The sequence below is a fragment of the Reichenbachiella sp. genome (assembly GCF_039941815.1).
Classification (GTDB): Bacteria; Bacteroidota; Bacteroidia; order Cytophagales; family Cyclobacteriaceae; genus Reichenbachiella.
In genome coordinates this window covers 694,114-719,120 of the sequence record NZ_JBDVDW010000032.1, presented here as the reverse complement: position 1 = coordinate 719,120, position 25,007 = coordinate 694,114, and the positions used below count along the sequence as shown (strand labels likewise).

The window sequence follows — 25,007 nt, the reverse complement described above, 5'->3', positions numbered from 1 at the left end:
GTCTGGATCATAGTGCTTTTCTAGCTTCTAGCTGCTGAAGGATTTGTTCTAATATTTCGAGTTTAATTTTATAGTTATTCATCATAGCGAGCAATACCTCTTCATTGTCAGCATTGTCTTCCAGGTCTCTTTTGAGCTCAAGAAAAGCCTGATCCAGTTCTTCCATATTCCTGAATACTTCTACCTCAGCACTTCTGTCCAGTCTACCTATCTCGGCAACTTTAACGGCAATGAGGTCATTATAATAAAATTCTGCCTCCCTGAGCTCATTGCTCATCATCATGTCCAGGTTCTGTGATCTCCAATTGATCCAGCTTGTATAAAATACTGCTCCGAATGCCAGAAGGACAACGGCGGCGGCTCTCCAAATATACTTTAGAGGGATGTTGACACTTTTATGCTTCGATTTGGTCTCATCTAGTTTAGCTGCAATGGCATTCCAGTCCTCAGGCGCATATTCATAGACTTCAAACGACTCACGGTTGACATCCACATAGTTTTTAAGTTCATTCATTTCCATAGCTGTGGAATTTTTTGGTTTTCAATAAATCACGAATTTTCTGTTTGGCTTTGCTATACTGGGATTTAGATGCCGATTCTGATATTCCCATTATCTGGCTAATCTCCTTGTGATCATAGCCTTCAAACAAATACAAATTGAACACTGTACGACAACCATCTGATATTTGCTCTAGTGCTTTCATGACTTTTTTGGCATCATTCCCTATAATGTCCTTATCAATACTCTCAGTCTCTTCGGTAGGATCTATACTTTCATCGATGGATATAGCAAAAATTCTCTTTTTCTTAATCGCATTGATACACTTATTTACTGCTATTCTCTTGATCCATGCGCTGAAGGTAGTGAGCTCTTTGAGGCTACCAATTTTTAAAAAGGCTTCTACAAAAACCTCCTGCAGCATGTCCTTAGCATCATCATCATCATTCAACATTCTGCGGCAGATATTGTACATAGCTCCAGCGTACCTTTTGTACAACTCATTCTGTGCCACCCGATCGTCAGCCTGGCATCTTAGTATAAGTTCTCTATGTATATCGTACTGAATATTTTTCACCTCTTTTACAGAATACTCTATAGACATCTTCAATTATGAATGGTTTCCATTCTTCTAGACATTTTTTTTGTAGGCAGCACTAAAGATAAACTGATGAAAATATTCTCTGCCATCAACCTTTTCAAAGTTATGGCTTAGAATGACTGCTTCAATCTTTTTTAAGTATTTGCTTCGCAATCCAGTCGTCAATCTAAAAAACAAATGCATGATTCTAGATAGTGTCTTTTGCCAATAGGCTCCAGTTTTAAGTTGAAAATCTGATACCAGCAGAAACCCTTGCTGGTTTATGATTGCATATAGTCCACTTACCGTCTGATCCAATTCCGAAGTTGGGTATAGGTCGAGGAAGTAAAAACAACCAATAACATCATAAGAGCTCGACTTATTGAATAATTCTAATCTGGTCTGATGAAAATTAATAGTGATATTTGAACAGTGCCTGGCACAACGTCTGGCACGGCTGATCATCTGGCCTGATGGCTCCAAGAAATCCACCACCAGAGGAATGTCAAGTTCATCTAGTTTTGACAATATCTGGCCCGTTCCACCTCCTACAATCAAAACCTTTTGGTTGGGTTTTATGAGGTTTAAGTGATGGAGTTGTGATTCAAGTATACTGCCTCGGAATATAGCAGATGCTATGAAATCATACAACCAAGCGATGTAATCATATCCCGTCATAATAAGTAGATCAACACAGGAAAGGAGAACACCAGGTCACCTATCCATCTAAACCTTTCATGATCCGTGAATAATTCTTGTCTGGCAAAAATCATAAATAAGGTAGCTCCCATTCCCATAAAAATGGCTTCCATAGCTATAAGTTCCACAGATTTGAAATACAGTAAAGAACTAATAATCGACACTATCAATAGTGCAAAAAGTGCTTTTAGATGAATCACGGTTTTGCTAACTCCAAAATAAGTCACCCAAGAGCGGTGGCCATCTTTGACGTCATTTTCTAATTCAAAATATGAGAATAGCAACAGATTGATAAATGCCATGATCATGGTCTGAAAAAACATCACGTAGATAGGAAAATCAATACTGGCCTTCATTGAGAAAATACCTAAGAATATCCCACAAGAATATAAAATAGCTATAAAGAGCTCTTTGGCAAAGTAGATTTTGAATAGCCATATTGACAAAAAGTACAGCCCTACCAAACCTAGCATGATACATCCATAAACTAAGGTGAGGTAGGGAAGATAGAAGAGTAGCCATAAACCAAACCCAGCTACAATGGAAAAAAGAACGAAGATTGGTTTTCTAAATTTTCGATGAAAATTATGGCGTGGAATACTTGGACTCCTATCCAAACTATTGCCATCTATCAGATGATCTAGCGTATAAATCAGCCAAATACAGCATCCCAAAGCTGCGACGACAGTCCAGGGCAAGTTGAGTTCTGCAACTTTCCCGGACGCAAGTGTAAATATCACGCCACCGAGGGCCACATCGAGTGATAGCCATCTGGCTACTGAGATGATGAGATAGATTCGATTCATCTTCTAATGAAAGCAAAAAAGGCTGAACCTATTAATTAAGCTCAGCCTTTTTGTTGTATTTTAATTTCAATTATCCATCGCTCGCCAGTGCTTCTGCACCACCTACGATTTCAAGAATCTCCTTAGTAATCGCCGCTTGTCGAGTTCTGTTATAATCGAGTTTCAGCGCTTTGAGCATCTCACCAGCATTGTCGGTGGCCTGATCCATGGCAGTCATTCTTGCACCATTTTCAGAAGCATTTGACTCTAAAGTGGCTTTATAAAATTGAATTTTCAAAGACTTTGGAATCAATTCCTCAATGATGTATTCCATGGAGGGCTGATAAATATACTCTTGATTAGCAAATTCGCTTTGAGAGGCATCCTCATCAACTACCAGCTGCTCAATAGGTAGGAATTGCTCTACTTGAAGAAGTTGAGTGGCTACATTTTTGAATTCGTTATAGATCAAATCTACCTTATCAAATTCACCATCCACGAAAGATTTCATTACAAACTCAGCTGCTTTTTTGGCTTTTTCGAAAGTAAGGTCAGAAAAAAGTGAATAGTATGTATCGATGACTTGATAGTTGCGCTTGTTGAAATATTCGTACGCTTTTTTGCCAATAGGCAGGATGTGCACACCATCGTGCTTATCCTCGTATGAGTACTTCTCTTTGATTAGAGCGACTGTTGCCTTGAATACATTGTTGTTGAAAGCCCCGCATAAACCTCTGTCTGAAGAAACAACTACAATGAGTACGTTGTTGACTTCTCTTTCATCTCCAAAAATATTTTCGGATCCTTCATCCAAACCGGCCGAAACATTCTGCAAAAGACCCGTGAGTTTTTGAGAATATGGTCGCATTTGAGTGATTTTGTCTTGAGCTCGCTTCAACTTGGCAGCAGCCACCATTTTCATGGCACTTGTGATTTGCTGTGTCGAACTAACAGACGCTATCCTATTTTTTACTTCTTTTAAATTAGCCATGCAGCTTCTTAGTTTTCAAATCTGGTAGCTACATCTTTAGCTACTTCACCTAATTTAGTCGTAACTGCATCATCGAATTTTCCGGCAGCTAGTGCATTCAGAACGTCCTGATACTGAGTTCTCATTACTGTAATAAATTCAGACTGAAACGCTCTTGCTTTTTCTACAGGCACCTTATCCATAAATCCTTTTGTAGAAGCATAGATAGTGGCTACCTGCTCACCTACTGGAATCGGAGAATATTGTGGCTGTTTCAGGATTTCCTGATTCTTCTGCCCTCGAGATATTACCAACTGAGTTGCTGCATCGAGATCAGAACCAAATTTTGCGAACGCTTCAAGTTCTCTAAACTGCGCTTGATCTAATTTCAAGGTACCAGCTACTTTCTTCATTGATTTGATCTGAGCACTACCTCCTACTCTAGATACGGAGATACCTACATTAATCGCAGGTCTGATACCAGAGTTAAACAGATTAGTTTCCAAGAAAATCTGTCCATCTGTAATAGAAATTACATTAGTAGGAATATAGGCTGATACGTCGCCCGCCTGAGTTTCGATAATTGGAAGTGCTGTCAATGACCCGCCTCCTTTTACTTTACCTTTCAACGACTCAGGTAAGTCATTCATTTCTTTAGCGATGTCATCATTCTGACTCACTTTTGCAGCTCTTTCAAGCAATCTTGAGTGAAGATAGAATACGTCACCAGGGTAAGCTTCACGTCCCGGAGGTCTTCTCAACAATAAAGAAACTTCTCTGTATGCTACAGCTTGCTTTGACAAATCATCATATATGACAAGTGCTGGTCTTCCTGTATCTCTGAAGTATTCGCCTACAGCAGCTCCTGTAAATGGAGCAAAGAATTGCATCGGTGCTGGATCAGAAGCTGAAGCAGACACGATTACTGTATAATCCATCGCTCCGGCTTTTTCCAATGAGCTATAGATACCCGCAACAGTAGAGGCTTTCTGTCCTACGGCTACGTAGATACAAAATACAGGCTCACCTTTGTCATAAAATTCTTTTTGATTGATAATTGTATCAATCGCAACGGCTGTTTTTCCAGTCTGACGGTCACCAATGATAAGCTCTCGCTGTCCTCTTCCAATTGGAATCATGGAATCAATTGAGGTAATACCTGTTTGAAGCGGCTCATCAACTGGTTGTCTATAGATTACACCTGGAGCTTTACGTTCCAATGGCATTTCAAAAAGATCACCAGCGACCGGGCCTTTCCCGTCGATAGGATTTCCCAAGGTGTCAATTACTCTCCCACACAAACCATCACCGGCTTTGATGGATGCAATTTGCTTGGTTCTTTTCACTGTATCACCTTCTCTTACTCCAGAAGACTCACCTAGCAATACGGCTCCTACATTGTCTTCTTCAAGGTTCAAAACCATAGCTTTTAAGCCATTTTCAAACTCTAGAAGCTCTCCAGACTGTGCTTGTGTCAAGCCATAGATTCTGGCTACACCATCACCTACTTGTAGTACTGTACCTATCTCTTCTAATTCAGCCTCTGTTCTGAAGTTTGAGAGTTGCTCTCTCAATATTGATGAAACTTCATCTGGTCTTACATCTGCCATTACTGTAGTTAATTTTAGATCTTTTAATTTTCTATTATAAAATCACTTTCGTGATTATAGTTTACTTACATATCCTTTGTCAACGAACTGAAGTCTAAGTTCCTTCAATTTTCCGCTTACGCTATCGTCAATTTGTCTATCGCCAATTTTCAAAACAAATCCTCCTATCAAATTCGGATCTGTCTTTTCGGTTAGCTCCACTTCGCTATTTGTGAGTTTCTTCACGATAGCATTGATATCTTTTCTCACTGCTGCCGAAAGTGGATGTACGGTAGTGATGGTGCTCTCTACTATGCCTTTAAATACGTGGTATTGAGACTTGAATGCTTTTGCCACCTCTGGCAAATACATTTCTCTATTCTTTTTTGCTAGAATTTCAAAAATTGACATGGTCAAATCATTGACTTTGCCCTTGAAAATCTCCTTTAGAATAGACAGTTTTTTATAATGACTTATGATTGGGTTTTTGAGCATTAATACCAAATCGTGATTTGTGTCACACATATCAGAAAACATCTGCATGTCTGATAACACTTTGTCAAGAGACTTCTTTTCGTTGGCTAACTCAAGAAGGGACTTTGCATATCGCGATGCTATTCTAAATTCTGACATATCAGTTTACCTTTATGTCTTTTACTAAATCCTTTACCAACTTCTCTTGAGCTTTCTTGTCAGCCAAGCTGTTTTTCAAGACTTTTTCAGCGATATCAAGAGATAAATTAGCCACAAGATTTTTCACATCCGCTAAGGCTGCGTTTTTCTCAGTGTTGATTACTGACTTAGCATCTTCCACCATTTTGGCAGTAATCTTCGAAGTCTCCTCCTTGGCCTCTTCTTTGATCTTGTTAGCCACTTCGGTAGCGTCTTTGATCATTTTGTCTCTTTCTATTCGGGCTTCTTGTAGCAAGTATTCATTGTCTTGCTTAAGCTCCTCTATTTTCTTCTTGGCGTTTTCAGCTGCATCTAATGAGTCTTGAATAAAAGACTCTCTTGTTCTCAATGCGTCTGTGATGGGCCTCCAAACAAATCCAGCCAATATTCCAAAGACTGCAAGGAATACTATCGTTTGCCAAATTATTAGTCCTATACCGGGGGTTACTAGTTCCACGTTTTTCTTATTTTAAATAACTATAAGGCATGGCCCTGATGCCTAATGCAAACAGAGCCATGTCAAAAAAATTAATTTCCTGCGTTAACGGACATAAATCCAATTACTGCAGCAAATAAGGCAACACCTTCAATCAAGGCTGCTGCGATAATCATTGCTGTCTGGATTTTTCCAGCTGCTTCAGGTTGTCTAGCGATACTTTCAGTGGCTCCTTTACCGATCATTCCGATACCAAGACCTGCTCCTAGTACTGCTAATCCTGCTCCTATTGCTCCCATTACAGTTAATTTATATGGTTAAAAAAAAATAATTCCTTAATGATGTTCTTCTACCGCCTGTCCAAAATACATGGAGGTCAGAAGTGTAAACACATAAGCCTGTAGCAAAGCCACAAACAATTCCAACATGTTCATGACAGTTGCAAATGCAGTTGATGCCAATCCCACCACCAAACTTTGGGTGATGAAGGTAAGACTTATAATACTTAATATGATAATATGCCCTGCTGTGATGTTCGCAAACAAACGAACCATCAATGAGAAAGGCTTTGTAATAATTCCAATTAATTCAATTGGCCATAGGATAAGATATAATGGAATCTTAGCCACCCATGGCATACTATTCCCCAAGGGGTCCAATATGTGCAACCAATATGTTTTTCTACCCGATGCTAGGGTGATAATCAATGAAAACACAGAAAGAACAAGTGTAACTGCAATGTTTCCTGTCAAGTTAGCCGCTGCAGGTAGTAATCCTAATAAGTTTCCGAACCAAATAAAGAAAAACAAGGTCAACAAATAAGGCAGATACCGCTCGTATTTTGCTCCAATGTTTGGCTTGACTATTTCATCCCTCACATATATAATAATTGGCTCGAAGAATGATTGAATTCCTCTTGGTGCACGCTTTGCATTTTTCTTATACCCTCTGGCTACTGCCAAAAATATGAGTATCATGATAAGTGCATTGATGAACAGGAAGAAAACGTTCTTGGTAATAGAAATGTCATAAACATGAGCGCCGCTTTCTAATGAAATATGCTCGTGTTCCATCACATAGCCATTATAAGGGACCACGTTGTGGTCCGCATCATAAAAATTAGCCGAGGAAAAAATATCGAGCCCTTTTTCTTCAGAATAGAGAATCACCGGAAGTGGTAGGGTCAGCCCATGGTAAATTTCCCATGAATGAGCATCCATGATGTGATGATTGATCATCACACTTGGGTCGAATTTCTCTCCTTCCTTTGTTTCTCCTGCAAAACTTGCCTGTGATACCAACAGACCGAAAACCGTAAATAAAATGCTGATTTTCAGATGCTTAAATGATGTCATAATTCGACCGTTAATCATGTATTTTGATCTTGACTTGAATTTCGTCGCAAGTTAGACAATAAGGCTGTGATTTCAAACACTACAAAGGCGAAATAGATTACCATAAAATTGATCACAAATAATTCAGTGTCAGCTGGGTTTCTCATCAACCAGACCATAAGCGTAAAAAGGGTCACAACAAACCTCAACCCAAGCCCAACCAGAGGTAGTATTGCGGTCTCAATATTTGGGTTTTTGGCAGCTAATAGATAGGTGATATGTATGCTTGTATAGAGAAACCACAAGAAGCCTATCACTTGATAAACTGCCGGGTGCACAAATGAAAGGCCGATCAAATCCAGCAAACAGTAGCATATTAGGATCAAAATCCCTGTAAAAACAGTGATTCTTGAGAGTTCTTTCATGAATTAGTATTTTGGGAGTTTTCGAAAAAGATTGATCATAGCTCCCGTGATCCCGAGCATGATACCCACCAGAGTGAGTATTGGGCCCGTCTCAAAGTACTTATCAAGCTGGCTCCCTATCCAGTACCCTATCAGGACAAATCCAAGCATTTCGAATGCAATCCCGGTAAATTTCAGAAAAGAGGGCGAATTATCTTTTTCCTTATTCGGCTTTGAGGAGTTGCGATTTTGATTCTGGTTGGTCTCCAATTTGAATTTCTTTGATGGTTACGCCCATTTTACATCCGCCATTGAAAGTAGCTCCAGATTCCACAATGAGTTTGTTGGTAATGATGTCTCCGTTGATAATAGCCGATGCCTTTAGAATCAGCAGTTCCGATACTTCGACTGTGCCTGTCACGTGGCCAGCAATTTCAGCGTTTTGTGCTACCAAATTGCCTTCTATGTGAGAAGAGTGCCCACAGGCTGCCTTGGATTTGGTTTTCATGTTGCCTACGATCTTGCCTTCTACCCGAATATTGCCGTAAGTTTCGATGTCTCCATTCAGAAGGGTTCCCTTGCCGATGATGTTACTAGAGTTGCTAAGTTCTTCCACTTCTCTCGTTTCTTGCTTATTGTTGAACATAATACTGGTTAATACAGGTGTTTACTAAAATCTAATCAATTCTTCCGGATTAATGGGATTGCCATTATACCAGAGCTCAAAATGCAAATGCGGACCCGAAGTAAGCTCTCCGGTATTGCCGATAATAGAGACCACTTCTCCCGCGGTCACAAAATTACCCACGTTTTTCAACAAATCCGAATTGTGTTTGTACATAGATATTAGATTGCCTCGATGCTGTATAGCCATTACATAGCCACTGTCTTGCGTCCAGGAGGCAAAAATAACTGTTCCGTCAGCTACAGATTTTACCGGTTCGTCCTGTTTAGCCACTATATCTATGGCCAAATGATCTATCTGAGGATCAAAATGCTCAGACACAATTCCATCGACAGGTTTGAACAAAAAGAAGTCCTGAAGTTCCTCGGATAGTCGGTTGTCGGTGAGTTGAAACTCTAAACCTCCTTTTTCGAATTCTTCTCTAAATTGAGAATCTATAGGGTTTATCACTTCGGATTGAACAATTTCAGTGATCTCACTACTTCCTATAGACCCTGTATTTTCGACAGCAGTATAGGATGCATCTTCTCCTGAAATGATAGTTTTAAAATTATTGATGAAATCATCTTTCTTCTTCATCTCCACTTGTAGTGAGTCAACTCTGGAAGCCAACTCCAATACCTCCTTGGTAGCCTTCAGCTCGGCAAATCTTGGGTCAAACCATGCCTCAAGTAAAGAAGTTGATAAGTAAAAGCTAAGGCCAAAAAAACCGATAAAAGCCAATACCAGTGCCAAAATAATCTTAGAATAGGTAAAGCTATACGTGGATTTTTCGGCGAAATTTTCCTCATTTCTTATGATGAGAAGATACTTGGTAGTGAGCCGACTTGATAAAGTTCTTTTTTGTTCCAAGGAAATTGCTTCTGATTTGCGGTAAAAATATATATTAATAGATATTTAGTAAGCCATTATTGTATTAATTGCATCTGAATTGGCGTTTATTCGAAAACATTGAATTTGATCCATCGAAGTCTAAATCTACTACTTGGCCTAGCCGTTATTCTTTCTTCTTGTGCCGCTGAAAAGAATAACGTAATGAGTAACTCCTACCATAACATGACAGCTCATTATAATGCCTACTTCATCGCACTTGAACACATCAAGGCGATCGAAACGAGCATTGAGGATCAATACGATTGGAACTATAATTTGATCTTGCCTATTTTTCCACAGTTTGACTCAACCTCCGCCAGTGCATTTACTCCACAGATTGAAGATTGTGTTGAAAAAGCCTCGCTTGCCATTCAAAGGCACAAAGGTTCTAAGTGGGAAGATGATTCTTATGTGCTCGTAGGCAAGGCACGTTTCTACAGTCTCGACTATCAAAATGCGGTAGAAACTTTCAAATATGTAAATACTAAAGGAGAGGATGACAATGCCAAGCATGAAGCACTCGTGGCCTTAATGCGGACGTTTGTTGAATACAAGGAAAGTAATAATGCCATTGCGGTATCAGACTATCTGAAAAAAGAAAAACTCAACAAGAAAAATTTAAAGAATCTCTATTTGACCAGAGGCTACTTACATCAAAAAGGTGGCGATTATAATAATATGGTTCAGAATCTGATCCAAGCAGAAGCGTTGATTACGAATTTCAAAGAAAGAGCTCGCATCAATTTTATTATTGGTCAAGTCTATCAATCGCTGGGTTTCGATGGCGAGGCCTATGCTTATTATCGTCAGACACTTAAAAACAACCCCCCCTACGAGCTATCTTTCTATACTAAGCTAAATATGGCTCAGGTGACTCAATTGGCCAAAAGCAACGATGCCAAGAAAATTCGAAAGTACTTCAGAAAACTATTAAAAGATAGGAAAAATGAGGAGTTCAAGGATAAGATCTATTACGAAATGGCAAAGTTCGAAGTACGCCATGGTTATCTGGATCAGGGCATTGCATATTATAATCTATCTGTAAGGTCAAGTATAAACAACAATCGACAAAAGGCACATAGCTACCTGAGTCTGGGAAAGATTTATTACGACAGCCTGGCTAAATACAAAATCGCAAAACTCTACTATGACAGTACCCTGAGTGTGTTACCAAAAGATGAACTTGATTATGCTGAGATAGAGGCTAGACAGAAAGTATTGGAGAATTTCGTGAAACAGTATACCATAATTCAGGTAAACGATAGCCTCTTGTATCTTGCAAGCTTGTCAAAAGACTCTCTTGACCGCTTTCTAACAGACCATATTACCAAGGCAGAAGCAATAGAGAAGGAACGAAGAGAAGAGGAGAAAAAAAGGAAGCGTAACGCAGCACGGCTTGCCGCCAACAGTTCTAATAGTTTTGATCAGACGAATAGAGACATTGGAAGCAACAATTTTGAAGGAGCCATTTGGTATTTTTATAATCCAGCCGCTGTATCCAAAGGAAAGTCAGATTTTAAGCGTGTATGGGGGGACCGTACACTCGAAGATAACTGGCGTAGGTCAAATAGCAGCTCGAACTCCTCCAATGAAGACGGCAGTCCAAAAGGCGATGATGAAAATGAGGAAAGTGAAGACACCAAAGGTGCCAAAGGCAAGGAGGATGAAGAATTCAAAATAGACAAATCGGCACTCATAGCAACACTCCCCCAAACAGAAGAAGATAAGCAAAAGCTTTTAGACGAGATCGAGGAGGCGTCATACCAATTGGGTAATATCTATAATTTCGATCTAGACGAAAAAGACAATTCTGCTGAAACATTCGTGAATCTGTTCGAACGATTTCCAGCCTCGGAGTATCGGCACGAAGTGATGTATTTACTATATATAATCTATGGCGATCTCAATAATATTCCAAAGTCAGAATACTACAAAAACCTTTTACTCGGTGAGGCACCTGAGAGTATCTATGCTAAGATCATTATAAACCCCAACTACCGGGCAGAATCACAAGCGGCAAGTGAGAAGCTGAAAAAAGTCTATTATGAAGCATACGCCAGCTACCAGGCAGGGGACTATTTGCAGGCTATGAATTTGATTAATGATGGCCTTCGAAACTACCCTGACAACGATTTTGTAGACAATATGGCTTTGCTTAAAATATTGGTTCAAGGCAAATCAGAATCTATCTATAAATACCAATATGAACTGAATAATTTTATCAAAACATATTCGGAAAGTGAACTTTTGCCCTATGCCAATTCATTGGTTTCAGCATCCGAAAAATATCAAATCAATATGGTGAATAGCACCAAAGCAAAATTCATAAACGATTTAGAGAAACCACACTTTTTCATATTTATGTACCAGCCGGATCAAGAATTGTCCGACGCTCTACCACAATATTTCAAAACACTAATTAATGATGATAGCCACTTGAAAATAGGCAACTTAATCCTTGATGAAACTAACTCCATGATTTTGATATCGGAGTTTGAACTGAGAAAGACAGCAGAAGATTTCAATCAACTAGTGGAAGCCGAAAACCCAGCTGAAAAAATCAATAAGACTGGCAAATTCTTTAATTTCGTAATTACAAAAGACAATTTTAATATTCTCTATCAGACGAAGGAGTTGGATACATATCTCAAATTCTATAGGAAAAATTACCAGCAATGAATAAGTACAAAAAGCTAATTGCGTTTGTTTGGATCTTACTAGTCACTGGCGTAGTGGCAATTTTACTCATGTTTTATTCCATCAAAATTGACGCCTTTGGACTCTTTGGAGGGTTGCCTAGCACAAAATCACTTGAAAAACCAGATCCTGACCTTTCTTCAGAGCTGTTTTCTGCGGATGGTGTTTCACTTGGAAAATATTTCAGACATAATAGAACGGAAGTCTCCTACAATGACCTCTCTCAGGAGCTAATAGATGCTCTACTTGTTACTGAAGATATAAGATTTACAAAACATTCCGGAATAGATTTAAGAGGGCTCGGGAGGGTATTGTTTCAAACGATACTAATGGGCAATAAAAATGCCGGTGGCGGAAGTACATTAACCCAACAGGTGGCTAAAAATTTATTCAAAACCAGAGATCTGGGCGGAAAGTTGAGTGATGTGCCTGGACTAGGCATTTTTATTATTAAGATGAAAGAATGGATCGTTTCTGTTCAATTAGAAGCTTCGTACACGAAGGAAGAAATACTTGCCATGTATCTTAATACCATAGAGTATGGTAATAATACGTACGGCATCAAGGTGGCCGCCCAAACCTACTTCAATAAACTACCAAGTCAACTCACGCACAAAGAAGCTGCCATATTAGTTGGACTCATCAACAAACCAACACGCTATAATCCGATCAGAAACCCTGAATTTGCCATGGAAAAACGAACGGAAATTCTTTACAATCTTCTAAAATATGGCAAAATTAATCGCGAAGCTTATGACACCTTAAAAGTGTCAGACTTTGGCTTGCAGTACAAAGTACAAGATCAAAATGAAGGACTAGCCACTTACTTTAGAACTGTCATGCGAAATTTTCTAATGAACTGGTCAGAAAAAAATGGTTATGACCTCTTCGCAGATGGGTTAAAAGTGTACACGACCATCGACAGTAGAATGCAACTCTATGCAGAACAGGCAGTGATCGAAGAAATGGACACCCTACAGCAAGTATTTATTGATCATCTCAACGGAGACAGCCCATGGATTGATGAAGATGGAAATGAAATTCTTGATTTTGTAGATAAGGCTATAAAACGAACTCCTAACTATAGGTCACTAGCCAAAAAATACGGGGAGAACTCTGATTCATTAAACTATTGGCTTAATTACCCTAGAGACATGAGTGTATTTAGCTGGGAAGGAGAGGTTGACACAACCTTCAGCTTAATTGACTCCTTGAAATATTACAAACACTTCTTACAAGCTGGCTTTATGGCAATGGATCCACAAACCGGCCATATCAAAGCCTGGGTTGGAGGCATCGACCACAGATATTTTAAATTTGACCATGTAAAACAGAGCAAACGTCAACCCGGCTCTACGTTCAAACCATTTGTCTATACCGCTGCGATCGACTTAGGTTACTCGCCTTGTTATACAGCAGTAGATGCTCCCGTAACATGGATGCTAGACGATCCTGAAAACCCAACATGGACTCCACAAAATGCAAATGGAAAATTTACTGGTGAGACAATGACTATTCGGCGAGCAATGGCTTCCTCTGTCAACTCTATTACAGCAAGAGTGATGCAAAAAATAACCCCTAGAGCAGCAGTAGACATGGCACATATCTGCGGTATCGAAAGTAGCCTGCCTGCAGTGCCAGCACTCTGCTTAGGAATCGGAGAGGTCTCTCTCTACGAATTAGTTGGCGCGTATTCTACATTCGCAAATCAAGGAGTATGGACTCGACCATTCTTTATCACAAGAATAGAAGACAAAAATGGTGTAGTCATTCAAGACTTCATTCCAGAGAGGAGAGAAGCTCTCAACGAAAAAACTGCTTATCTCATGCTACATATGCTCAAAGGCGCTATGGAGGAAAGGGGTGGATCTGCACATGCCTTAGATTATCGTCTAAAACAAAACAATGAAATAGGAGCAAAAACTGGCACGACTCAAAATGCTTCCGACGGTTGGTACATGGGCGTAACCCACGATTTGGTGGCTGGTGCGTGGGTCGGCGGAGATGATCGAAGTATCCATTTCAAACATTGGGCCTTGGGCCAAGGCGGCAAAACTGCAAGGCCAATATGGGAAAACTTCATGCTCAAGGTTTATGATGACCCCAGAACTGGTGTAGAAAAAGGCTATTTCAAGAAACCAAGTACTCCTCTTGGCGTAGAACTGGATTGTGATCTTTACGAAGGTAGTACGGCAGAGACTGACACTCTAGAAGTATTGGATTACGACGGTATAATGTAATTACCAAACTCTTGTTTTGAAATCACAAACACCCCCCATAGATTTAAAAGTCCTACCAAATGCTCCGGGTGTTTACAAATATTTCAATAAAGAAACGCTAATCTACGTAGGCAAGGCTAAAAATCTCAAGAAAAGAGTCTCTAGCTATTTCAACAAACAATCAGGAGTAAGTCTAAAAACTCGCAAGCTGGTAAAAGAAATAGAAAAGGTTGAGTATATCATTGTAGATTCTGAATACGATGCACTGCTACTCGAAAATAATCTCATCAAAGAGAACCAACCTAAGTACAACATCCTGCTAAAAGATGACAAAAGCTTTCCTTTCATTTGTATATCCAAAGATCGTTTTCCTAAGATATTTTCGACACGAAGAGATGAACTAAATGAAGGTGATTACTATGGTCCATATACAAGTGTAAAAGCACTCAACAATGTCCTTGAGTTGATTCGAAAGTTATATAAAGTAAGGACTTGCAACTACTTACTTTCAGAGAAAAACATTGCCGACAATAAATTCAAGGTTTGTCTGGAGTATCATATTGGCAACTGCCTGGGCCCATGTGAAGGACTCCAATCCGAAGCTGATTATCTCCTGGAGATAAATGAAGCTCGCCATATTATCAAAGGACACCTCAAAACAGTAAAAGATCACTTTCTTTCAAGAATGACGAGTGCCTCGGAACAATTAAATTTTGAGTTGGCTCAGGAATATAAATCAAAAATCGAATTTCTTGATAAATTTCAATCTCGTACAGTAATTGTAAATAAGAAATTAAAAGAAATCGATGTTCTAACAGTAACGTCTACAGAGAAAAAGGCCTTTGTGAATTACATGAGAGTAGACAATGGAATTATAAATATTTCGGATTCACTTACTCTAAATAAACGACTTGACGAATCAGATGAGCAAATTCTCGAACTGCTAATCATAGAGTTGAGGGAGCGCTTTAAAAGCTCTTCCAAAACTATTCTAAGCAACAAACAATTTGAGTGCTGGGATGAATCACTTGAGGTAATCGTTCCGCAAATAGGAGACAAGAAAAAACTTGTAGAATTGTCCCTCAAAAATGCACTATTCCACAAGAAGGAATCAATTTCACAAACAGAAAAATCCAAACAGCGAGAAAGCCGAGTGACACAACAGCTCATGAAAGATTTGAAGCTGAAAACCGTACCGAACCACATAGAGTGTTTCGATAATTCGAACATTCAAGGTACAAATCCAGTCGCTTCAATGGTTTGCTTCAAAAATGGTAAAGCGTCCAAAAAAGATTATCGCCATTTTAAAATAAAAACTGTAGAAGGTCCAGACGATTTTGGGTCAATGCGGGAAATCGTATTCCGTAGATATAAGAGACTACAGGAAGAAAAACTTGACTTTCCTGACTTGATAATTGTAGATGGAGGAAAGGGTCAGTTGCACGCAGCTTGCGATGCATTAAAAGAGCTCGGTGTATACTCTGACGTTCCTATTATAGGAATTGCCAAACGGCTTGAAGAAATCTATTATCCAGAAGACAGCATCCCTCTACATATTAGTAAAAAATCAGAGTCCCTTAAACTGATCCAGCAACTACGTGATGAAGCCCATCGATTTGCAATCACCTTCCATCGTTCACTGAGAAGTAAAGGCCAAATAAAATCCGAATTGGATGATATTTCAGGTATTGGTGAGAAAACAAAAATGACTCTGTTGAAAGAGTACAAATCATTTAACAAAATCCAATCAGCTCTTGATTCTGATTTGATTCAGTTAATAGGGAAGGCAAAGGCCAAAATCATTATTGATTATGTACAAAAAAAGGGATCAAATTGATCCCTTTGTATTTTATGAATGCGCTGAATTTTAGAATTCCCAAAGTTCATTCTCAAACTCTACCATATCGTATTCTAATTGCTTGGAAGCTAAGATAGCATCTCTTCTCGACTTAGTATAGATGTCAACAATTCGATCATCCTTAGGATTAGCAAACTTGGTCAAATTAGAACCAAAAAGTCGAAGATTGAACGCATCGGCCATATTTCTATGTTCCGACATGTTTTGTGCATTATACCAAATCGCTTCATCAGGCATGCTTCTAAACAAGGCTACTAAATCTTTGTATTTGAATGAAGCCAAAGGCTTTTCAAATAGAGCTGGGTTTCTATCAGCAGGAAGAAACAATGTAATCGCTTGAATATCATAGAAAATTCTTGATCTCATTCGATCAAAATACACTTCTTCTTTTAATTCAGCAATGGAAAAGTCACGAGTTGCAAACTCATTACTATCAATTATCTCCTCTTCAGGCTCTTCCGCTTCGTCTCCTCCACCGCCGAAGAAGTCATCATCGGACTCTGCACCAAATCCCATATCCATTTCTTCCTGAGTCAATCCTCCTCCTTCTTCTTCAAACTTCATGTTTTCCAAAAAAGTCTCTTTAGACATTCTCGTATTTACGGAATCATTCGTATATGGAAACAGCAAACCTGATTTAACGGCATTTATAATGATGGTAGAAAGTTCTCCATTTCTTGAAAAGAACGGAGCATTTTGCTTTTCCTCCAAATCCATTCTTCTCCAAACAGTTTTTTTGAACATTTTGTATGCCTCATTTACAGGGCGGACAGAATCTTTATTATATCCGTCAGATTTTTCCTGCGCATAACTTGCACTTGAAGCAAGTAAAGCAACACATACAAAAAGGCCAATTACATAACAAATTCTTTTCATAACCTATCTGTTTAGTTAATTCTTATCGTAATAATTCGTGGGCCAAAATTCGAGAAATTCTCAACATCACCTTTAAAATTTCTTCTTTGAACCTTCTTTATTTCAATCACAAGAGCATCACCCTCTCTTGCTTGTGAAGCCAAAGAAGAAAGATTTACATCTGGTCCTTTTGGTCTAACACTTCCAACCGATCTTCCTGCTCTTACCAAGTTAATTTCACTTTCAGCCACTCTAAATTTGGCATCCTTGGGTAGAAATTGAGCAAAACTTTCATCCGGCTGTGCAGCCAATTTCAATGATCTCGGTGCACCTTTCACTCCACGCTTCAAGTTAACTGGACCTCCTTTGCCGAAAACAACAATTTCTGGCTTAGGGATTCTTTTAACTTTAAATTCTTGTGTGCCAATCAAATTACCACTACTAGACACACTTAACGTAACCTTCGCAGAGTTTGGTATAATAACCACTTCACCCTTTTGAGAGCCAGCTATATTGGTGCCACCTTTTGTTGAAAATGACGGATTATATGAAGTTCCCATTGCCGGTACTTGTACATCGAGTTCATTACCACAATTCAAGTATAGTGCTTGAACAGAAGCAGATTGTATCTGCATTACTGGCTTAGATACGATATATTCAATAGTGTCTACAAATACAGTATCTCTTCCTCCAGGCATTTTCACACTAATTGCTCCAATAAAGGATTGAGTAGAATTTCCAGATTTATCATAGTTACCTGGTCTTGCAGTAAAGGATACTTTACCCATACCTCCTACTACTTCTATCTCTTCTCCATTTACTGTCATGGTAGGCGATACAGAAGACGATGATGCAGCGATGAACATGTCCGCTTCATACTTAGTACCTGCAGCAACCACCTTAGAGTGCGGTTTCACCATAGGAACAATCTGATCGAATTTCAAATCCTCTGCACCTACCTGACGAGCCAGGTCTTCAAGAGCTTTAGTCTCTTCCGTAATCACGTCAGACTGAAACTGACTTAAGGAAGCCAGAGCCCCTACCATTGGTGTATTGTGACCAAAATTCAACTCAGCAAATCCCTTATCTCTTTGATTAGGATCATCAGCGAACACCTTAATGTCTTTCGCATCTTTTGCCAAATCAGTAATAGACTCATCTCCGGTTATTTCTCTTAAAAATGCAGAATAGCCATTAAGATTATCTCTCAAAACATCACCTTCCTTCTCATTAACAAACAATGCAGGGGCAGCATCTATGTCTTTTTGACCTTTATATGCACCTGTTTCAGTGAGTCCATCAGTTCTATCAACCAATTCTTGTTTATATCCATCAATTGTCTTAAGAATTGCTGCAGTTCTCGCTCTAACTTCTTGTGCTTTAGTTAAAACAGCTACATCTTTTTCTCTATCGCCAGCATCAGAAACAGCTTTTTGAATACTCTCAATTTTTTTAGTGTTATCATTTACCTTGTCGTCATTAGTCGCTTCAAACGCCTGGTTAATGAAAATAAATTTCTCTAATACACTATTACTTACTTGCAGAGCAAGCAAGGCAGTCAGTACCAAGTACATCATGCCAATCATCTTGTCTCTTGCGGATTGTTTACCTCCAGCCATAATTTTCGCTTTTTAAGGTTAAAAAATAATTTAACTTATTTAGCTGATGAAGTATCTCCCCCACCTCTCATAGCTGCCAACATACTTCCGTAGATTTTATTCAATGAAGTGATATTGGTATTTAAACTTGTCATTCCTGATCTAAATTTCTCAGTATCTTTCGCTGCTTCAGCCATTCCTTCCATTGCAGAAGTCACATTAGAATAGAACTTGTTCATTGCCTTAACATGGCTGTTTGCATCTTGAAGTTCCATTTCATAGACTGCATTAAGTGCTCCAAGGTTCTTAGTGACATTTTTAACCTGGGAATGATACTCAGAAGCGTCTTTAGAAGCATTAGCCATATCTGACATTGATGTAGCAGTAGTTGCGTACGATTTATTCATTTCGATAAGCGACTTCGAAGCAGATTTGACATTATTTGCGTACTCATTAGTAGCGACGGCTGCGTCACTTAAGTTTGACATCTTTTTAGCTGATTCTGCCATATTTCTCATGCCATCGCCCAAGCTCTTAATTAGATCTGGACCGACTTTAGCTTCCGCCAGCATTTTGTCCATTTGCTGAGAGGCTCCTCCTGCTGCAGCGGGTACTGCTGCACGTGGTTGAGCTTTTGGTCCGTCATAGTCATCCGCTAATTCTGGATACACTTTAGACCAATCAGTTTCGGCATGCTTCGGTTCAAATGCACTTAGGAAAAATATTACTGCCTCAGTACTTAACCCGATGGTCAGCATTTCACTAGCGCCAGGCAAGTGAAGAATTTTAAACATGGCACCTACAATTACAACAGCTGCTCCAATACCATATACCTTTGGCATGATCGTTGAAAACAAAAGCTCTTTAAATCCACCTTTTTTCGCACTCATATTATTTAATATTTTAGGTTATTTAATACAGTTATAACAATTAAAATTCATTTCCACCAGATCTTCCCAAATGTGTCATTGCACATCTGAATCCGATAGAAGCTCTAGTTGAGTCTTTAAACTCATAGGTTTTGGTTCCGGTCTCTAGATAATAGGCTATATCCTTCCAAGACCCTCCTCTAATTACTTTTTTGGGTTCATCCTCGTCAAAATAGGTTGGATTCAAATCCCAAACCAATGGCATTGCTGAGGGGTTAAATGCATCTTCACACCATTCTGCTACGTTACCTGACATTTCATATAGGCCATAGTCATTAGCGAAGAATGTTCCAACAGGTGAGGTATAAGCAAAACCATCATCAAAATAGTTTCCTCTGCCAGGCTTGAAATTTGCCAAAAGACATCCCTTTTTATTTCTGATATATGGGCTACCCCAAGGGTACTTATTCATGTCCCTGCCTCCTCTAGCTGCATATTCCCACTCTGCTTCAGACGGAAGTCTAAAGTTTGGCATTGGAAATAGACCTCTATCGGCTCGGAAGTTATTCAAATGATCAGTACGCCACTTACAGAAGTACTTGGCTGCTTCCCAATCTACTCCTACCACAGGGTATTGGTCGAACGCCGGGTGGGACCAATAGTACACCATCATAGGATCACCCATGTGGTGTGTAAAATCTCTTACCCATACTGTAGAATCCGGGACTAAATCTTCAACTACAAATCCTTCTGGAAGATCAGTCTCTGAGCCCTCAGTTATATCTTCAACAAATTGTCGATACTCATTATTTGTAATTTCAGTATCGTCCATATAAAATGGACCGATCGTCACCTGCTTATTATAGTTAATCTGGGTGGCAGCCACATCTTCGTCTGCCTGTCCCATATGAAATGTCCCCGGAGGTATAGCTACCATGCCAAACGGCCGAGTCATTTCCCAACCTTCACGTCCCTGAGCTCCAATCAACTCCCCATTGCTATCCATCTGATCGCCCTTACCTCCAAAAATATTGAGAAGGCTACAACCTTGAGTACCAATAAGAACAGTGAATAGAAATAGAAACGAAAAAATTCGGCTTACACAAAATTTATTCATAACACAAAATTTATAATATTCATACTTTAACATAACAAGTATACACAAAATATATTGCACGGTTTAAACCATAAATATAATCTTTACAATTCAAGATACATTAATTCTTGAACAAAAATTATTTCACGCGGCTAAAATAAGAAAAGCGCTCTCATTCGAACGTTTTTCAAGAAACAAATCTTTCGATTAATATCTAAACCTTGGCGTGCGTATGATTTTTTTGACTCCTGTTGAAATCGAAGGCAGGTCGTATCTAATGAAGATTTCATGAGATGTTGGCTGCTTTGCAGATTGCTCTTTTATTACATAGTCGAATGCGTAACCAGCTTTCAATTGATTATTATCTAGGAAAGAATAACCCATCAGCAATGCCATTGCTTCATTGTTGCGATAGGATAAACCTCCCCATAGTTTTTCATTATAGGTGGCGATAGCACTCAAATCTATAGAGTAAGTGTTTATATCTGAAGTGATCAAAATAGAAGGGGTAAGATCAATGTTATAGGTCAGACGATATGTGTATTCGCCGTATAGATTATATATCATGCTTCGTTTATTCTCGCTATTATTTGATACATCTACTCCGTAATTAATTTCGGGTCGCAGCAAATGATTGACACCAGCTCCAAGAATGAAATTTTCAGTCGAAAAGCCTACGCCAAAAGCCAGATCAAATACGGTTTGAGATTCTTTAGTCTGTGTGTTTTTTGGATCGGAAGGGTCAACAAACCGTAGTTTAGAAAAATCTAGTGTCTGATTAGATATTTCTGGTCTAACGCCAAAGCTTAATGTTCCTCTATTAAGTTGCTTGTGATAGGCAATTGAGATTTGTGTGCCTACATTGTTGAGTACTCCTTGCTTATCGTATATAAGATTGACGCCCACACCCAGGGGTAGTTTCTTTAAAGTAATCGGGGTCGAGAAATTGAGGAATTGTGTTGATGGTGCACCTCCATCTTGTTCGAAAGTTGGCTCGTAGCCAACCCACTGAGCACGGCTAATTAAGCTGACACTACCTTTTCCATCAAGAGCTGTAAGCGCAGGACTCCAATAAGAGTTGTTGAACATGTATTGACTGAAATGCGGATCTTGCTGTGCTTGCGCATTGACGCCTATCAGCGCAAAAATCAATACAACAAATATAGGTCTCCTCATAAAGCCTTGAAGTTATTACTATAACACTAGCGAAATGCCCAATGTCTTATGTAATAATAACGAAAAAAAGAAAATACCCTTATTAAGTTCGAGGGAAATGCTCGATAATCAAGGCTTAAATTTTATTTGCCTTTTTGATATATAACTCTAACGCGCCTGTCATCGAAGGGGCATTAGGTAAAGGAGCCTGAATATCCAAAATTAAATCCGCATCAGTAACAGCCTTTGCCGTAGTCGGTCCAAAAGTAGCTATCCTGGTATTATTTTGTTTGAAATCTGGAAAATTAACCATCAAAGAATTGATTCCTGATGGGCTAAAAAAGGCTATAATATCATAGTTTACATCAGCCAAATCAGACAGGTCACTTGCCACTGTTCTATAGATAATAGCTTCAGTACAACTAAACCCGTTATCGTTCAGGAAATCAGGAATATCATTTTTCCTGATATTGGAACATGGGAAAATGTATTTTTCGTTTTTGTGTTTTTTCAACACCTCTATTAAGTCATTGGCGGTTCTGGAACCTGTGAAAATCTTTCTCTTACGAATCACAATATACTTCTGTAGATAATTTGCGGTCTGCTCAGAGATACAGAAGTATTTCATATCAGAAGGAATCTCCACTTTGTTTTCTGTAGCGAGTCTAAAAAAATGATCGACAGCATTTCGGCTAGTGAATATCACAGCTGAATGCTTCAAAATGTCAATTTTTTGTAGCCTAAACTCCTTTATATCGACTGGGTCGATTTGAATAAAAGGCCTGAAGTCAATTTTAATATTGTACTTTTCTGCCAGATCAAAGTAGGGTGATTTATCACCTTCTGGTTTTGGCTGAGAAACTAAAATACTCGAAACTTTTTTTAGCCTGGCTTTGTCTTCAATCAATAATTCTTCGCTCATTCCAATGGACCTTTTTGAAAACTATTATGTAACTATTTTAAGAATATCTTAAAGAATAGTAGTAGTGGGATCAATTCTGTGCTGCAAAGGTAAGAAAATAAATGAAGTTTTCGAAAGGTATAAATCTTATTTAAAACAAAAAATATTAGCAGCAATCGCACAGACCATAAAAGTACAACGGCCACTTTAAAGACCGACCAACCTGAAGCGATCAAATCGCCATTTAAAATTCCATTGATAATGCTTAGAGTAAAAATGACAATCGCAATAATTAAGGATAGTCTGAAGTAGGTGTAAAAATGAACCAGTCTGATTTTATTTATTTTGAAAAGCTCTGAACTAATCGCAATCAGCACAAGTTTAAGCAACATAAACACGAAACAGTATGAACTGACCGCAAGACCCAACAAAAGGTTGTTTTCTGTCGTAAGGCCCACAAGTGATTTAATATCAAAATCCGGTTGATATAACCTAATACTTACAAACGAGCTACCGATCAGAAGTGCATAAAATCCAATAAAACCAATATTGGGCCATGCCATCGGTGATTTAGCTATTATCAGATCAAAATTTTGTCTGGCCCTAAATGCTCTATCAATTGAGAAAAACTCCTGAAACAAGCGATAGTGGGAGGTTCTAAATACGGCAATAACTGACAGGGTCAGGATTGATATCAAAATGAAAATGCCAGAACGATTTCTTGAATTTCTTTTTTTGTAAAGGACCTCATCTAATACAGCGCTGTTTGATTTACTTCTTGTGACTATTTTAGTTTCGGTGCTTCGATCATTGAATTGACTGCTAAAAATTGTCACCTCAAGCTTATTCTTGTCATAGATGTTGTATAAACTATCTAAACTCCAGTAAATCGGCCTTTCAGACATAGAATGATAGACTAGCTGTTGGTCCAGCCATACAAAACATCCGACGGGGAGTGTCAATTTTACTGAGGATTTTCGATACTTGTTTAGATCTAAAGCAAAAAATATGGCGCTGGTTTTGGTGTGGTTATAATACGGGGTGTAGTGTCCAATTTCTGCATCGTATACTTCCCAATCCCAGCGCAAATTCAGCAGTTCCACGTCGGATGACAAGTCTTTTTCAGGCTGGCACACAGAATCCAGATGATGGATCAACAATAGAAATAAGAGATACTTACGCATCCAATTGTGTTCGTCTTTTTTTAATTAATACCTCTAGAGCCATACTAAATATAACTGCGAAGCCACCTATTATGAGTAATAAGGCGGAGTTGCCAAGGTCAGAAAATAAAATTGAAAACGTAATAACCATTAGATTGACGAAGGCCAAAACCAGCACTACCTGGATGTGAGATAAGCCAAAGTCACATAGGTAATGGTGAATATGGTTTCTGTCTGGCATAAATGGTGAAACTCCACGATACACTCTTATTATAAAAACTCTTATAGTATCGAATATAGGAATGAACAAAACACTTATTGATAAAGCTGGTGCTGATCCTATTTTGTCCATTTCTATGAAATGAATGGCTAAAATGGAAATGATAAATCCACTTACCAATGCTCCTGTATCTCCCATAAAGACTCGTGCATTCATTAAATTATATCTCAAGAAACCAATCATAGATCCTGTAAGTGCAAAACAAACATAGGCGTAGCTAGCCTCGCCAGCCATATAAAAATAAGTACCAAAGGTCATGCAGATAATGACTACTATGGCTCCTGCCAGCCCATCTATTCCATCAATCAAATTGATGGCGTTGGTAATACAAAGAATTACTAAAAAACTAAAGGCATAGCTTATTCCAACCTCTAAATCATAAATTCCTAAAAATCCCTGAAAGCTTGATATTCTAATATCTGCATAAAAAAGCACTATGCCTGCTGCCAGAACCTGCACAAAGAACTTCTTGAATACAGATACCCCGTTGATATCGTCTTTGACACCTACAAAGAATATAATCAAACTGCCTGCGAGCAATTGTTGGATTCCAAGTGACATCTGACCAAAAATTGCGACACCGGTCATAAATCCCGCGAAAATGGCCAAACCGCCTAGGCGAGGAGTATTTATATCATGAAATTTTCTAAAGTCAGGCTCATCTAAGATTCTCTTGCTATGTGCCACGCTGATAATTGTGGGTATGGAAAACATAGAAATAAGAAGCGCCCAGAAAAAAATCAGTATGGATTCGATCATATGCAAGTGCGTATTTGGCTCAAAGTAAGTC

At 38.8% G+C, this 25,007-nt stretch carries 24 protein-coding genes; 3 read left to right on the top strand and 21 right to left on the bottom strand.

The genetic code is table 11. The features are described 5' to 3' along the window. Positions 1–7: 7 nt before the first annotated feature. The 13 genes from ABJF11_RS10345 to ABJF11_RS10285 all read right to left on the bottom strand — a co-directional run bounded on the left by ABJF11_RS10345 (position 8) and on the right by ABJF11_RS10285 (position 9,505). Positions 8–514 carry a hypothetical protein gene (locus ABJF11_RS10345; protein ID WP_348119769.1) on the bottom strand — a complete coding sequence of 169 codons (507 nt, stop codon included), beginning with the start codon at positions 512–514 and terminating at the stop codon, positions 8–10. Further along, a complete protein-coding gene (locus ABJF11_RS10340; protein WP_348119768.1) occupies positions 507–1,103 on the bottom strand; it encodes a sigma-70 family RNA polymerase sigma factor in 597 nt (198 codons plus the stop codon). Before ABJF11_RS10340 ends, ABJF11_RS10345 begins: the two co-directional genes overlap by 8 nt. Before the next feature lie 27 nt (positions 1,104–1,130). Continuing rightward, positions 1,131–1,757 (bottom strand): methyltransferase, encoded by a 627-nt coding sequence (locus ABJF11_RS10335; RefSeq protein WP_348119767.1) that lies wholly within the window; start codon positions 1,755–1,757, stop codon positions 1,131–1,133. Next, positions 1,754–2,584 (bottom strand): hypothetical protein, encoded by an 831-nt coding sequence (locus ABJF11_RS10330; RefSeq protein WP_348119766.1) that lies wholly within the window; start codon positions 2,582–2,584, stop codon positions 1,754–1,756. The genes ABJF11_RS10335 and ABJF11_RS10330 overlap by 4 nt, the downstream gene beginning before the upstream one ends. Before the next feature lie 70 nt (positions 2,585–2,654). Then, a complete protein-coding gene (atpG, locus tag ABJF11_RS10325) occupies positions 2,655–3,554 on the bottom strand; it encodes an ATP synthase F1 subunit gamma (RefSeq protein ID WP_348119765.1) in 900 nt (299 codons plus the stop codon). Between the two features lie 8 nt (positions 3,555–3,562). Continuing rightward, on the bottom strand, positions 3,563–5,143 hold the full coding sequence (atpA, locus tag ABJF11_RS10320) for a F0F1 ATP synthase subunit alpha (protein WP_348119764.1): 1,581 nt from the start codon (positions 5,141–5,143) through the stop codon (positions 3,563–3,565). Between the two features lie 54 nt (positions 5,144–5,197). After that, complete coding sequence (atpH, locus tag ABJF11_RS10315) at positions 5,198–5,755, bottom strand: ATP synthase F1 subunit delta (RefSeq protein WP_348119763.1); 558 nt, start codon at positions 5,753–5,755, stop codon at positions 5,198–5,200. Position 5,756: 1 nt separating this feature from the next. Further along, positions 5,757–6,251, bottom strand: coding sequence for a F0F1 ATP synthase subunit B (atpF, locus tag ABJF11_RS10310; protein ID WP_348119762.1), 495 nt, complete (start codon positions 6,249–6,251; stop codon positions 5,757–5,759). Positions 6,252–6,322: 71 nt separating this feature from the next. Continuing rightward, positions 6,323–6,529 carry an ATP synthase F0 subunit C gene (gene atpE / locus ABJF11_RS10305; protein ID WP_348119761.1) on the bottom strand — a complete coding sequence of 69 codons (207 nt, stop codon included), beginning with the start codon at positions 6,527–6,529 and terminating at the stop codon, positions 6,323–6,325. A 36-nt stretch (positions 6,530–6,565) separates the two neighbouring features. Beyond that, positions 6,566–7,585 (bottom strand): F0F1 ATP synthase subunit A, encoded by a 1,020-nt coding sequence (atpB, locus tag ABJF11_RS10300; RefSeq protein ID WP_348119760.1) that lies wholly within the window; start codon positions 7,583–7,585, stop codon positions 6,566–6,568. A gap of 14 nt (positions 7,586–7,599) precedes the next feature. After that, positions 7,600–7,989 (bottom strand): hypothetical protein, encoded by a 390-nt coding sequence (locus ABJF11_RS10295; RefSeq protein ID WP_348119759.1) that lies wholly within the window; start codon positions 7,987–7,989, stop codon positions 7,600–7,602. A 202-nt stretch (positions 7,990–8,191) separates the two neighbouring features. Further along, positions 8,192–8,614 (bottom strand): polymer-forming cytoskeletal protein, encoded by a 423-nt coding sequence (locus ABJF11_RS10290; RefSeq protein ID WP_348119758.1) that lies wholly within the window; start codon positions 8,612–8,614, stop codon positions 8,192–8,194. Positions 8,615–8,638: 24 nt separating this feature from the next. Next, positions 8,639–9,505: a M23 family metallopeptidase gene (locus ABJF11_RS10285; RefSeq protein ID WP_348119757.1), complete on the bottom strand. Its 867-nt coding sequence runs from the start codon at positions 9,503–9,505 to the stop codon at positions 8,639–8,641. 183 nt (positions 9,506–9,688) lie between these two features. Here ABJF11_RS10285 and ABJF11_RS10280 point away from each other — a divergent pair, with 183 nt between their 5' ends. Genes ABJF11_RS10280 through uvrC form a run of 3 tightly spaced genes read left to right on the top strand, consistent with a single transcriptional unit; the run spans position 9,689 to position 16,279 of the window. Continuing rightward, positions 9,689–12,205, top strand: coding sequence for a methyltransferase (locus ABJF11_RS10280; protein ID WP_348119756.1), 2,517 nt, complete (start codon positions 9,689–9,691; stop codon positions 12,203–12,205). Continuing rightward, entirely contained in the window at positions 12,202–14,463 is a 2,262-nt protein-coding gene (locus ABJF11_RS10275; protein ID WP_348119755.1) for a transglycosylase domain-containing protein, read from the top strand. The genes ABJF11_RS10280 and ABJF11_RS10275 overlap by 4 nt, the downstream gene beginning before the upstream one ends. Positions 14,464–14,479: 16 nt before the next feature. Next, positions 14,480–16,279, top strand: a complete 1,800-nt coding sequence (gene uvrC / locus ABJF11_RS10270) for an excinuclease ABC subunit UvrC (RefSeq protein WP_348119754.1) — start codon at positions 14,480–14,482, stop codon at positions 16,277–16,279. A gap of 30 nt (positions 16,280–16,309) precedes the next feature. Here uvrC and gldN read toward each other — a convergent pair whose 3' ends face one another. The 8 genes from gldN to ABJF11_RS10230 all read right to left on the bottom strand — a co-directional run bounded on the left by gldN (position 16,310) and on the right by ABJF11_RS10230 (position 24,976). Then, the gene (gldN, locus tag ABJF11_RS10265) at positions 16,310–17,176 is read right to left on the bottom strand and encodes a gliding motility protein GldN (RefSeq protein WP_348119753.1); all 867 of its coding nucleotides are present in this window, start codon (positions 17,174–17,176) and stop codon (positions 16,310–16,312) included. Positions 17,177–17,187: 11 nt separating this feature from the next. Next, complete coding sequence (gene gldM, locus ABJF11_RS10260) at positions 17,188–18,774, bottom strand: gliding motility protein GldM (RefSeq protein ID WP_348119752.1); 1,587 nt, start codon at positions 18,772–18,774, stop codon at positions 17,188–17,190. Positions 18,775–18,809: 35 nt separating this feature from the next. After that, complete coding sequence (gene gldL / locus ABJF11_RS10255) at positions 18,810–19,643, bottom strand: gliding motility protein GldL (RefSeq protein ID WP_348119751.1); 834 nt, start codon at positions 19,641–19,643, stop codon at positions 18,810–18,812. Between the two features lie 40 nt (positions 19,644–19,683). Beyond that, complete coding sequence (locus tag ABJF11_RS10250) at positions 19,684–20,628, bottom strand: SUMF1/EgtB/PvdO family nonheme iron enzyme (protein WP_348119779.1); 945 nt, start codon at positions 20,626–20,628, stop codon at positions 19,684–19,686. Between the two features lie 297 nt (positions 20,629–20,925). Next, entirely contained in the window at positions 20,926–21,894 is a 969-nt protein-coding gene (locus tag ABJF11_RS10245) for a type IX secretion system membrane protein PorP/SprF (RefSeq protein ID WP_348119750.1), read from the bottom strand. A gap of 115 nt (positions 21,895–22,009) precedes the next feature. Further along, positions 22,010–22,795, bottom strand: a complete 786-nt coding sequence (locus tag ABJF11_RS10240; protein ID WP_348119749.1) for a uroporphyrinogen-III synthase — start codon at positions 22,793–22,795, stop codon at positions 22,010–22,012. Positions 22,796–22,827: 32 nt separating this feature from the next. Next, complete coding sequence (locus ABJF11_RS10235; RefSeq protein ID WP_348119748.1) at positions 22,828–23,958, bottom strand: DUF4271 domain-containing protein; 1,131 nt, start codon at positions 23,956–23,958, stop codon at positions 22,828–22,830. Beyond that, entirely contained in the window at positions 23,951–24,976 is a 1,026-nt protein-coding gene (locus ABJF11_RS10230; protein ID WP_348119747.1) for an MraY family glycosyltransferase, read from the bottom strand. Before ABJF11_RS10230 ends, ABJF11_RS10235 begins: the two co-directional genes overlap by 8 nt. Positions 24,977–25,007: the final 31 nt, after the last annotated feature.